Below are 11,952 nucleotides of genomic sequence, written 5' to 3'. Positions count from 1 at the left end.
GAGGAGCCCTTCGTTTTTGGGATTGGCCTCAATCATGCATAGCAAAACGCTCCAGCAATCGGTATTAAGCGACCTGCTCTTGTGGATCGATAATAATCTGGATAAGAAACTGACCGTCGACGATCTGAGCGATATCTCTGGTTATTCCCCCTGGCATTTGTTTCGGCTCTTCCGTCATTATTTTGATCGATCGCCGATGGAATATATCCGCCAGCAGCGCATGTCGCTCTGTCGCCGTTTATTGCTGACGACGCCTGGTTACCGTATTGTCGATATTTGTATTATGGTTGGTTATGACGATCTCAGTGCGTTTAATCGTACCTTCAAAAAATATCATGCGCTCACACCCACTCAATATCGTCATCAGGTCACCCGGCAAAAATAAGGAAGGTCCCCCTCCTCCGCATCGCTGCGGTTGGGAATGGAAGGGGGACAGGGGGGTATTGCAGAAGGGAAATAGCAGGGTGCTATTATCGAGCCCGATCGGGATCAACGACCTTGCGCGACGGAAATCAGTATAAAAAGATATTTTGAGCTAATAATGTAGAGGGCGTGAAGATTTTGTCACCATTTATAATTGTCTCCACCGCTCTCATCTGAAATAAAAAAACCGGGCCGCGCTGCACCCGGTTTCATTCTCACCAGCACCATCAGAAGTGAGTATTTACGCTCACAAAGAAGGTCCGCCCCGATTCGTTATAGGTCTCGGCACCCGCGCCATACAGATAAGCTCCCGTCGTCGCGTTGCCGGTCGTTTGCGCATTCCCTGCCCGATAGTGGCGGATATCAAACAGGTTATCTATCCCGCTGGTGAAGCTCAGATTTTTGTTCACATCCCAGGTCGCACTGAGACCGACAATACTGTATGGGCTGACTTCGTTTAATTCGCTGCCGCTGACCGCCTCGCCCTTATAATTAAAGCGTTTTGGTTTCTGTCGGCCATACCAGGTAAAGGTGCTCTGCAGAGAGAGATCTTCACGGACCTGCCAGCTCAAAGTCGAGTTCAGGGTAAACTGCGGGATCACTGACAGTCGGTCGCCTGTCGTCTTATTCTTGCTCTGCAGCATCCATGTCAGGTTATTGCTCCAGTTAACCGTCTCCCCCATCGGAAGATTCAACGTTCCTTCCAGGCCTTCCACTAACGCCTTTGGTACGTTTTCCCACTGATAGATATTGGTGGTGCCGTTGCTGGCAGTGCCCACCGCCGCGTACCCTGACTCAATCTTGTTGTGATAGTCGTTACGGAACCAGGTGATTCCCGCCTGATAGCCCTCATGCTTATACTCAAGACCAATCTCTTTATTAACGCTGGTCTCCGCTTTCAGGTCGCTATTCCCCATCAGATAGCAGGCGGAACTACTGGCGTAACAGCCTTGACCGTTGCTGTAGAGAATATAGTTCGGGTTCAACTGGTAGAGGTTAGGCGCCTTGTAAGCGCGGGCAATGCCCAGCTTCAGCGTCCAGTCGTCCGTCAGCTCCTGGGACAGGTTCAGTGAGGGGCTCCAGTTATTGCCGACGATGCTGTGGTGGTCGAAGCGCAGAGCGGGTGTCAGCATGGTGCTGTCCGTTAGCGCCATATTATCTTCGGTAAACAGCGAGAAGATCTCGGCGCTGGAGTACGGGCTACGACCGGTAGCCGATACGCCATCGATAGTTCCGTAAGAGAGCGCCTGGGTTGTCGATACGCCATCTTTCATCCGCTGCTGATTCCATTCTGTCCCCAGCGTCAGATTCTGATCGACCCCCAGCGTAAACGGAATATTCACTTCGCTATGTAGCAGAACATCGGCCAGATCGATATCTGAAAACTCGCTACTGGAGAAGATCCCTTCCGTCCCCCCCGCCAGCCCTTCATTCATTCGCGAGTTGCGGGTGTGTTCGTACTGGGCATAGCTGTTGCTGGTCACGCCATTATCCCAGCCGCCGGTCCATGTCACGCCATAAGTTTGCCGGTAGAGACGGTTAGTCTCTTTCCCGTACATGCTCTTCACCAGCGTACTGGTATTGGTGTTTTGTGTGTCGCCGGCATAGAGGTTGCCCTGTCGGCTGTAGCCGGCCTCAAACTCCAGGGCCTGCATCGGGGCGAACTCCCAGCGCAGCTTACTGTGAATATCTTTGTTCACCACCCCTTCACGTCCGGCGGGATAAGAGCCCGCGTAGGAGCCTGTACGCTCGGCTTCATGCCCGGCGTTAATGTCCTGAGCATCGGCCTGGGTTTTACTCAGATTACCCCAGAGATTGAAGCTGACACTGTCTGACAGCGGACCATTGAGGCTAAAGTTGGTACGTTTCGTCGACCCTTCTTTACGATGCTGCGGAGCATTCATATAGGTATTCCACGACCCATGCCATTCAGGCGTGGTCGGTTTGGTCACGATGTTGACGACCCCGCCCATCGCGCCATTACCATAGCGCGCCGCCGCCGGGCCGCGGATCACATCGATATGATCGATCATCTCTGCCGGCACCCAGTTGGTATCGCCACGGGAATCACGATCGCCGCGCCAGCCATACCGCACCGAGTTACGGCTGGTGACCGGTTTTCCATCGACCAGCACCAGAGTGTTCTCTGGTCCCATCCCACGGATATCAATTTGTCGGTTGTTGCCTCGCTGACCGCTGGTGGAGTTACCGGTCAGATTGACCCCGGGTTGCGTACGAATTAACTCCGACACATCGCGGGCGGGGGGATGTTTGCGAATCTCGTCCGCAGTAATGGTCGACACGCCCGGCGCCTGCAGGTTCTGCCTGGCGGCAGTCACCACCATCGTTTCCTCGTTATGTTCAGCAGTGGGGGTGCTCTCGTCAGACGTCGATGGTTCGATAACGCTCTCTGTCGCCTGCAGCGGCACGCTACAGGCAAACAGAGGAATGGCGATCCCCAGCGGGAAGAGAGACGTGTATTTCATAGAATATGCCCTGTTTTCTGTTGCTGTCGGGCATAACGCCTTCCCCAATTGAAAAAACAATGGGATAAAATATTTGCCTCAGCGCCTCGCCAGATTTTGGCGCAGGTCAGCGCCTTCCCGGCATTAATGGGAATAAGAAGACAGCGTGAGGCATAATAAAATTAAGTGCCCTGTTTCATCATTAGAGAAAAAGCGCTGCGCGCTATTCTTTGATAGCGTAATCCAGACAGCGTGTCATTAGAGTAATGTGCCGTGTTACGGTAATAAAAATGAGATTCATTATCAAGATGATAATAATCAATATCAGAGAAAAATAAAATAACATTTACCAATCAGCTGGTTACCAAAAAACAAACGAAAGAGAATAAAGTAAAAATAAAATCATCACTTTCTATTCATCATTAAAAAAACATATTTTTATCATATTATCTCCATAGTTAAATTAAAGACAAAAGCACATTAATAGTAAGTAATACTATTTGCGAAAGACTCTTTGTCGGTATCGTTACACCTTTTCCCCCATGTCCTACCCAGCTAACGGCGGCCGTTCTGCTAAAATAAACACATCCCCCTGCGGAGTGCTCCTCCATGAACGCCAATTCGCTATCACGCCTGTTTATCGCCTGGCTTACCTGCCTCGCGACGCTGTTATTCGCCCCTTTTCTGCCGGCGGCGGAGGCGGAAATCGCGCCGCCGGTGGCAACCGAAGACAACACGCTGTCGATCCATATCGACGACATGCTGCAGCCGTGGAAAGGCGATCTGCCTGGCATGCTCGATCGGCGCACCATCCGGGTATTAACCACCTACAGCAAGACCTTCTTTTTTATTGATAAAGGCACCCAACGCGGGGCAACGCACGACATCTTTATCGCGCTGGAAAACGATCTGAATAAACAGCTGGCGAAAGATAAAAAGCTAAAACAGCGCCACCTGAAGCTGCATATCGTTTTTGTGCCGGTCAGTCGGGATAATCTCTTTACCGCGCTTAATGAAGGTAAAGGGGATATCGCCGCCGCCAACCTGACTATCACGCCCTCGCGGGAAGCCCAGGTCGATTTCGCCCAACCGCTCTACAGCAACGTGAAAGAATTACTGATCTCCGGCCCGGCATCGCCGAAGGTCGACAGTCTGGAGCAGCTCTCCGGTCAAACGGTCTTTGTTCGCCGCTCCTCCAGCTATTACGAAAGTCTGCAAGCGCTGAACGCCCGATTTGCCAGCGAGTCACGACCGCCGGTTACCCTGGAAGCGGCGCCGGAAGCGCTGGAGGATGAAGATCTGCTGGAAATGCTCAACGCCGGGCTGGTGCCGTTGATCGTCGTCGATCAGCATAAAGCGGTTTTCTGGAAACAGGTATTTCCGAAAATCCAGGTCCATGACAACGTGGTGCTGCGCGACGGCGGCAACATTGCGTGGGCGGTACGCCAGGACAGCCCGCAGCTGCTGGCGCTGCTGAACAACTTCGTGAAAAAGAATCGTCAGGGCACCACGCTGGGTAATACCCTGCTGCTGCGTTACCTGAAAAATGCCCAATATGTTAAAAATGCCGCAGCGAGTAAGGAACGGCGCAAGTTCCTCGCCATGGTGGACGTCTTCCGTAAATATGGCGATCGCTATGATGTCGACTGGCTGCTGATGGCGGCCCAGGGATACCAGGAGTCGCGGCTGAACCAGTCGGTTCGAAGCCACGTTGGCGCCGTCGGAGTGATGCAGGTGATGCCCCGCACCGGAAAAGAGCTGAAGGTGGGCGATATTAAACAGCTGGATCCCAATATTCATGCTGGCGTGAAATATATGCGCTGGATGATAGATCGTTACTATGCTGATGAGCCCATGACCCGGCTGGATAAAGCGCTATTTGCCTTTGCCTCCTACAACGCCGGTCCGGCGCGTATCGCCCGCCTGCGCACCATGACCAAACAGCGCGGGTTTGATCCAAACGTCTGGTTCGGTAACGTCGAAAATCTGGCGGCAGAAAAAATCGGCGCGGAAACGGTGACCTACGTCAGCAATATCTATAAGTATTACATCGCCTATCGGCTGATCGTCGATGACATGGCCCGCAAACAGAAAGCGACGGCGGCGCCGCGGCAGGAGCCGGTGGCGCCGCCAGCCAAACCGCAGCCCAGCGTGGCGATGCCCGCGACCGCTCAGGTGCCCGCGGCCTGAAGCGCTTGCGGCCAGCGGTCAAAACCACTTCTGAGGCGGTGGTGAAATAATCATAAAAAAAGCCCCGGCGAAACCGGGGCTTTCTGTGTTAACTACGCGGATATCGCGTTTAAGGCAGGCCTTAGAACGGGATATCGTCGTCGAAGTCCATCGGCGGTTCGTTGGAAGGCGCTGCCGGAGCCTGCTGCTGCGGACGGGACTGCGCGCCGCCGCTGAACTGGTTGCCGCCCTGCGGCTGCTGAGGCTGACCCCAACCGCCCTGCTGCTGTCCGCCGCCTGCCGGTGCGCCGCCGCCCTGACGGCCGCCCAGCATCTGCATGGTGCCGCCAACGTTTACCACCACTTCAGTGGTGTATTTGTCCTGACCGGATTGATCGGTCCACTTGCGGGTACGCAGTTGGCCTTCAATGTACACCTGAGAGCCTTTACGCAGATACTCACCAGCGACTTCAGCCAGTTTGCCGAACAGCACAACGCGGTGCCATTCAGTCTGCTCTTTCATTTCGCCGGTCTGCTTGTCACGCCAGGATTCGGAAGTTGCCAGCGTGAAGTTGGCGACTGCGCCGCCACTTGGCATGTAGCGTACTTCCGGGTCCTGCCCCAGATTACCGACGAGAATCACCTTGTTTACGCCTCTGCTGGCCATGTTCGTGTCTCCTGAATACGTTTCTTAATAGTGTAAACGCGCGAGTGTACCATTTCCACGTAGCATTTTAATAGCTGCGAGGCTGATTCCAGAGATAGTACCCGGCTACGACATTGTTGCACACTCGACCTGAATTTGCATTCCGATACTGTATATTCATTCAGGTTAAATTGTGTCATAATTAGCCGTTTCTGCCGTTTGTCCTTCAAGCAAACCAGGCAATCCGTGTATCTACCTACCGGGAAAGGTGAATGGATAAGATCGAAGTTCGGGGCGCCCGCACCCATAATCTCAAAAACATCAACCTCGTTATCCCGCGCGACAAACTCATTGTCGTCACCGGGCTTTCCGGGTCTGGCAAATCTTCACTCGCTTTCGACACCCTGTATGCCGAAGGCCAGCGTCGCTACGTCGAATCGCTCTCCGCCTATGCGCGACAGTTCCTGTCGCTGATGGAGAAGCCGGACGTCGACCATATCGAAGGGCTGTCGCCGGCGATTTCCATCGAACAGAAATCAACCTCTCACAACCCCCGCTCGACGGTGGGTACGATTACCGAAATTCACGACTATCTGCGTCTGCTGTACGCCCGCGTCGGCGAACCGCGCTGTCCGGATCACGACGTGCCGCTGGCGGCGCAAACCGTCAGTCAGATGGTCGATAATGTCCTCGCCCAGCCGGAAGGCCTGCGCCTGATGCTGCTGGCGCCCATTATTAAAGAGCGCAAAGGCGAGCACACTAAAACCCTGGAAAACCTCGCCAGTCAGGGCTACATCCGCGCGCGGATCGACGGCGAGGTCTGCGATCTGTCGGATCCGCCGAAGCTGGAGCTGCAGAAGAAGCACACCATTGAGGTAGTCATCGACCGCTTCAAGGTCCGCGACGATCTGGCGCAGCGCCTGGCCGAGTCGTTTGAAACCGCGCTGGAGCTCTCCGGCGGGACCGCCATCGTGGCCAATATGGATGATGAGAAAGCGGAAGAACTGCTGTTTTCCGCCAACTTCGCCTGCCCGATCTGCGGCTACAGCATGCGCGAGCTGGAGCCGCGTCTCTTCTCCTTTAACAACCCGGCGGGCGCCTGCCCGACCTGCGACGGTCTCGGCGTGCAGCAATATTTCGACCCCGATCGCGTGGTGCAAAATCCGGAGCTGTCGCTGGCGGGCGGCGCCATCCGCGGCTGGGATCGGCGTAACTTCTACTACTTCCAGATGCTGAAGTCGCTGGCGGAGCACTATAAGTTTGACGTTGAAGCGCCGTGGGGCACCCTCAGCGCCAGCGTGCAGAAAGTGGTCCTGTACGGTTCCGGTAAAGAGAATATTGAATTCAAATACATGAACGACCGCGGCGACACCTCGGTGCGCCGCCATCCGTTCGAAGGCGTGCTGCATAACATGGAGCGCCGCTACAAAGAGACGGAATCCAGCGCGGTGCGCGAAGAGCTGGCGAAGTTCATCAGCAATCGCCCGTGCGCCAGCTGCGACGGTACGCGTCTGCGCCGTGAGGCGCGCCACGTGTTTGTGGAAAACACCCCGCTGCCGACCATTTCCGATATGAGCATCGGCCACGCGATGGACTTCTTTAACAATCTGAAGCTCTCCGGCCAGCGGGCGAAAATCGCCGAAAAAGTGCTGAAAGAGATTGGCGATCGCCTGAAGTTCCTCGTCAACGTCGGCCTCAACTACCTGACGCTCTCCCGCTCGGCGGAAACGCTCTCCGGCGGCGAGGCCCAGCGTATCCGTCTGGCGAGCCAGATTGGCGCCGGACTGGTTGGCGTGATGTACGTCCTGGATGAGCCCTCCATCGGCCTGCACCAGCGCGATAACGAGCGCCTGCTCGGGACCCTGATCCACCTGCGTAATTTAGGCAACACGGTGATCGTCGTTGAGCATGACGAAGACGCCATTCGCGCCGCCGACCATGTGATCGATATCGGCCCCGGGGCCGGGGTCCACGGCGGCCAGGTGGTGGCGGAAGGGCCGCTGGAGGCCATTATGGCGGTACCGGAATCCCTGACCGGCCAGTTCATGAGCGGTAAGCGCAAAATTGAAGTGCCGAAGCAGCGCGTGCCCGCCGATCCGGAGAAAGTCCTCAAGCTAACCGGCGCGCGCGGCAACAACCTGAAGGATGTAACGCTGACCCTGCCAGTGGGCCTGTTTACCTGCATCACCGGCGTCTCCGGCTCGGGTAAATCCACGCTGATCAACGATACCCTGTTCCCGATTGCCCAGCGCCAGCTCAACGGCGCGACCATCGCCGAACCAGCGCCGTATCGCGATATCCAGGGGCTGGAACATTTCGATAAAGTGATCGATATCGACCAGAGCCCGATCGGCCGGACGCCGCGCTCCAACCCCGCGACCTATACCGGGGTGTTTACGCCGGTGCGCGAGCTGTTCGCCGGGGTGCCGGAATCACGTTCCCGCGGCTATACGCCGGGCCGTTTCAGTTTTAACGTCCGCGGCGGTCGCTGCGAAGCCTGCCAGGGCGACGGGGTGATCAAGGTCGAAATGCACTTCCTGCCGGATATCTACGTACCGTGCGACCAGTGCAAAGGTAAGCGCTATAACCGCGAAACGCTGGAGATTAAGTACAAAGGCAAAACCATCCACGAAGTGCTGGATATGACTATCGAAGAAGCGCGCGAGTTCTTTGATGCCGTACCGGCGCTGGCGCGTAAACTGCAAACCCTGATGGACGTGGGTCTGACCTATATCCGTCTCGGCCAGTCGGCGACGACCCTGTCCGGCGGCGAGGCGCAGCGCGTCAAGCTGGCGCGCGAGCTGTCCAAGCGCGGTACCGGCCAGACGCTGTATATCCTCGATGAGCCGACCACCGGTCTGCACTTCGCCGATATCCAGCAGCTGCTGGAAGTGCTGCACCAGCTGCGCGATCAGGGCAATACCATCGTGGTGATTGAGCACAATCTCGACGTGATAAAAACGGCCGACTGGATTGTCGATCTCGGCCCGGAAGGCGGCAGCGGCGGCGGCGAAATTCTGGTTTCCGGTACCCCGGAAACCGTCGCCGAGTGCGAAGCCTCGCACACCGCGCGCTTCCTGAAGCCGATGCTAAAATAATTAGCGAGAAAGCTGCTGCCGGACCGGCTCCGGCAGCATTTTCACCGCCTGCTGATAAGACGCATCGACCAGGTAGTAGATTTGCGAATCCGGCAGCGAGCCATCCAGAAAGACGGTGCTCCAGTGCGCTTTATTGAGATGCTGGCTGGGCCGGACGTCGCGATGCTGCTGCCGTAGCAGCTCCGCCAGCTCCGGGCTCGCCTTCAGCGCAACCGCCGGCCGCTGGTCTTCGACCTCCTTCACCATGGCAAACAGGACGTCCGAGACCTTAATCTGCGTGGCTTTCCAGTCGCTGTGGACGCTCTGCTCTGCTCCCGGCTTCGCCATGCAGTACTGCAATAACTCCGAAATTGTCATCTTTTATTCCCCCATGAGCGTCGCAACGATGTGCCGCGAACCGCCGTGTATCCGATGCTCCCCCAGCCAGATGCCCTGCCAGGTCCCCAGCCTGACGCGTCCGTCCTCGACCGGCAGCATCAGCGACACGCCAAGCATCGATGATTTGATGTGCGACGGCATATCGTCAGGGCCTTCATAATCATGTTCGTACGGCGCATTGTCCGGCACGGCGTTGAGAAAATACTGCTCCATGTCATACCGGACGGTGGGATCGCAGTTTTCGTTGAGCGTCAGGGAAGCGGAAGTATGCTGGAGCAGGAGGTGTAGCAGGCCGACCTTCACCCCGGACAGCCCGCGGATCTGGCCGAGGATTTCGTCGGTGACCAGATGAAAACCACGGGATTTAGGCCCAAGCGTCAGGGTTTGCTGATACCACATCATCGACTCCTTTTTGCGAATGAATCCCTCTAAGTGTGCAGCAATACGTGAAAAGGTAAAACCTTCCACCCCGGATTTTGCATAAAAAAACGGCAGCGTCACCGCTGCCGTTTATCACGTTCTGACGCCTGTCAGTATTCGGAATTGACGATCACTTCTTCGCCCAGCGCGCCGGCCATCGGCAGCGGCTTATAGGAGGAGTTGGCGGCACGCAGCACGCGGATCCCGCGGGCGCCCGCCTCGCGGGCGGCGGTAATATCGTTATCCGAGTCGCCATAGAAAACCTTTATCTGCTTCGTCTGCAGCCACTGGGTCTTGGTATTCTGACCCGGCTTATCGCCAGCGAAAATCACTGGGTTCATATTGGCGGCGGGGATAAGAAAATCATCCTGCAGGGTTTTAGAAACGGTTTCTGTTTTGGTCTGGCTGCGGCCGGTGACGAACCAGATGCTGTCGCCACGCTTCACATGCATGGCAATCAGCTGGCGCGCCACCTCTTTTGGCATGCTGAATTCGTCCCAGCCGTTGTTCATTTTTTCCCAGAACTGCGGGTTTTTCAGGTAATCCTCACTGCCGGGAGAGAAGGTTTTTTGCCCGCGCCAGAAACCAGGACTGGAGAAGAGAACGGTGTCATCGATATCAAAGCCGACGGCCATCGGCGGACGCCCCAGCAGGCTGTTCTCAATTTGCGCCACCGAAACCCAGTGGATCGGCGCCTGCTCGGCCAACTGGGCCACGTTGGTGCCGACCCACAGCGGCTGTGGCGTGGAGGCGCGCGCGACTACGGCGCTGTTCAGCGTGAACAGGAGAGAAGCCGCCGCAAGGGCGAGAGTAAGTTTGCGCATATTTATCCCTAAATCTATCAATCATTATTGTTTTCAATAATGTGCATGCTTAGTAACGCCCCGACCTTACCCGCAGGCGACAGGGATGAAAAGCCTTTTTCGCGTAGATGTCATAGAAAAAGAGGATGATCACAATCAGAGGGGGTTGCCCCTGCCCGTTGACCGGCAGAGACAACCTGCTGGAGGGCGGCTTACATTACCGCGGCAAAGGCTTTCGCGACCTGCTGAACATTACGTGAGTTTAACCCCGCCACGCACATGCGTCCGCTGGCAATCAGGTAGACGCCAAACTCGTCGCGCAGGCGATCCACCTGCGCCGCACTGAAGCCGGTGTAGCTGAACATCCCGCGCTGCTTGAGCAGGTAATCCACATTGCTGCCCGGGGCAACCTGCTGCAGCGCGTCGACCAGCGCCTGACGCATAGTCAGGATATGCGCGCGCATGGCGTCCACTTCCGCCTGCCAGGTGGATTTCAGCCCGGCATCGTTCAGCACCGTCGCCACCACCTGCGCGCCAAAGCTCGGCGGGCTGGAGTAGTTGCGGCGCACGGTGGCCTTCAGTTGGCCAAGCACGCGGCCTGCGGTTTCACTGTCTTCACAGACCACCGACAGGCCGCCGACGCGCTCCCCGTACAGGGAGAAAATTTTGGAGAACGAGTTGCTGACCAGCATCGGCATCCCGGCGCTGGCGCGAATGGCGTAGGCATCCTCTTCCAGCCCTGCGCCAAAGCCCTGGTAGGCGATGTCGAGGAACGGGATCAGCTGACGCGCTTTCAGGATCTCCACCACACGATCCCACTGTTCCGGCGTCAGGTCGGCGCCGGTCGGGTTGTGGCAGCAGGGGTGCAGCAGCACAATGTCGCGCGCCGGCAGCGTTTGCAGCGTCGCCAGCAGCGCTTCAAAGCGCACGCCGTTGGTGGCTTTATCAAACCAGGGGTAAGTACTTACTTCGAAGCCAGCCCCTTCAAATATGGCAATGTGGTTTTCCCAGGTCGGGTCGCTGACCCAGACATGAGACTCAGGAAAGTAGCGTTTGAGGAAGTCGGCCCCGACCTTCAGCGCGCCCGAACCGCCGACCGTCTGAATGGAGGCGATGCGGTTTTGCTTAAGCGCGCTATGCTCCGCGCCAAACAGCAGCGGCGCAATTGCCTGGCGGTAGCCGCTCAGCCCTTCCATCGGCAGATACAGCGAGGCGCCGTGCGGCTCGGCGTTCAAGCGCGCTTCCGCTTCCGCCACCGCCTGCAGCTGCGGGATAATGCCGTCATCGTTGTAATACAGCCCGATACTCAGGTTGACTTTGTCGCTTCGCGGGTCTTCTTTGAAGCGTTCCATCAGAGAAAGAATAGGGTCGCCGGCGTAGGCGTCAACTTTTTGAAACACGCGATGTATCTCCAGGTTTACATGGGGCAGGTTCTTACACAATAAACCGGATATGACGGCAGGTCGAGAGGATGTTGAGGGGAAAGTGACCGCGCAGCGGTATAAACCGCTTTTTTGTCCGCGGCTATACCGATAGCGTACCGGATAAGC

Annotated in this window: 9 protein-coding genes; 3 read left to right on the top strand and 6 right to left on the bottom strand. The window is 56.6% G+C overall.

Annotated elements, in window-relative coordinates; all coding sequences use genetic code 11:
- Nucleotides 1-16: 16 nt before the first annotated feature.
- A complete protein-coding gene (locus ABLV76_RS06090; RefSeq protein ID WP_017900112.1) occupies nt 17-385 on the top strand; it encodes a helix-turn-helix transcriptional regulator in 369 nt (122 codons plus the stop codon).
- A 265-nt stretch (nt 386-650) separates the two neighbouring features.
- Here the strand turns inward: ABLV76_RS06090 and ABLV76_RS06085 are convergent, their stop codons facing one another.
- The gene (locus ABLV76_RS06085) at nt 651-2,909 is read right to left on the bottom strand and encodes a TonB-dependent siderophore receptor (protein WP_135683454.1); all 2,259 of its coding nucleotides are present in this window, start codon (nt 2,907-2,909) and stop codon (nt 651-653) included.
- Between the two features lie 588 nt (nt 2,910-3,497).
- Between ABLV76_RS06085 and ABLV76_RS06080 the strand changes: the two genes are divergently transcribed.
- On the top strand, nt 3,498-5,078 hold the full coding sequence (locus tag ABLV76_RS06080) for a lytic transglycosylase F (protein WP_023319488.1): 1,581 nt from the start codon (nt 3,498-3,500) through the stop codon (nt 5,076-5,078).
- A gap of 121 nt (nt 5,079-5,199) precedes the next feature.
- Here the strand turns inward: ABLV76_RS06080 and ssb1 are convergent, their stop codons facing one another.
- Nucleotides 5,200-5,724 (bottom strand): single-stranded DNA-binding protein SSB1, encoded by a 525-nt coding sequence (gene ssb1 / locus ABLV76_RS06075; protein ID WP_004151744.1) that lies wholly within the window; start codon nt 5,722-5,724, stop codon nt 5,200-5,202.
- Between the two features lie 251 nt (nt 5,725-5,975).
- Between ssb1 and uvrA the strand changes: the two genes are divergently transcribed.
- A complete protein-coding gene (gene uvrA / locus ABLV76_RS06070; RefSeq protein WP_023291635.1) occupies nt 5,976-8,801 on the top strand; it encodes an excinuclease ABC subunit UvrA in 2,826 nt (941 codons plus the stop codon).
- Here the strand turns inward: uvrA and ABLV76_RS06065 are convergent, their stop codons facing one another.
- From ABLV76_RS06065 to tyrB, 4 genes are all read right to left on the bottom strand, one after another.
- Entirely contained in the window at nt 8,802-9,158 is a 357-nt protein-coding gene (locus ABLV76_RS06065; RefSeq protein ID WP_004206305.1) for an MmcQ/YjbR family DNA-binding protein, read from the bottom strand. It lies immediately after the preceding gene.
- Nucleotides 9,159-9,161: 3 nt separating this feature from the next.
- Entirely contained in the window at nt 9,162-9,578 is a 417-nt protein-coding gene (locus ABLV76_RS06060) for a secondary thiamine-phosphate synthase enzyme YjbQ (protein ID WP_004206303.1), read from the bottom strand.
- 131 nt (nt 9,579-9,709) lie between these two features.
- Nucleotides 9,710-10,423, bottom strand: coding sequence for an acid phosphatase AphA (gene aphA / locus ABLV76_RS06055; protein WP_004206302.1), 714 nt, complete (start codon nt 10,421-10,423; stop codon nt 9,710-9,712).
- Between the two features lie 191 nt (nt 10,424-10,614).
- Nucleotides 10,615-11,802, bottom strand: a complete 1,188-nt coding sequence (gene tyrB / locus ABLV76_RS06050) for an aromatic amino acid transaminase (RefSeq protein ID WP_348878228.1) — start codon at nt 11,800-11,802, stop codon at nt 10,615-10,617.
- Between the last annotated feature and the right edge of the window lie 150 nt (nt 11,803-11,952).

The sequence above is a fragment of the Klebsiella sp. GB_Kp047 genome (assembly GCF_040065235.1).
Classification (GTDB): domain Bacteria; phylum Pseudomonadota; class Gammaproteobacteria; order Enterobacterales; family Enterobacteriaceae; genus Klebsiella; species Klebsiella quasipneumoniae.
This window is presented reverse-complemented; position numbering and strand designations above follow the sequence as displayed.

Coding starts and splice junctions, on each gene's coding strand:
- ABLV76_RS06085 (WP_135683454.1), bottom strand. CDS start 2,909: ATGAAATACACGTCTCTCTTCCCGCTGGGGATCGCCATTCCTCTGTTT.
- ABLV76_RS06080 (WP_023319488.1), top strand. CDS start 3,498: ATGAACGCCAATTCGCTATCACGCCTGTTTATCGCCTGGCTTACCTGC.
- ssb1 (WP_004151744.1), bottom strand. CDS start 5,724: ATGGCCAGCAGAGGCGTAAACAAGGTGATTCTCGTCGGTAATCTGGGG.
- uvrA (WP_023291635.1), top strand. CDS start 5,976: ATGGATAAGATCGAAGTTCGGGGCGCCCGCACCCATAATCTCAAAAAC.
- ABLV76_RS06065 (WP_004206305.1), bottom strand. CDS start 9,158: ATGACAATTTCGGAGTTATTGCAGTACTGCATGGCGAAGCCGGGAGCA.
- ABLV76_RS06060 (WP_004206303.1), bottom strand. CDS start 9,578: ATGTGGTATCAGCAAACCCTGACGCTTGGGCCTAAATCCCGTGGTTTT.
- aphA (WP_004206302.1), bottom strand. CDS start 10,423: ATGCGCAAACTTACTCTCGCCCTTGCGGCGGCTTCTCTCCTGTTCACG.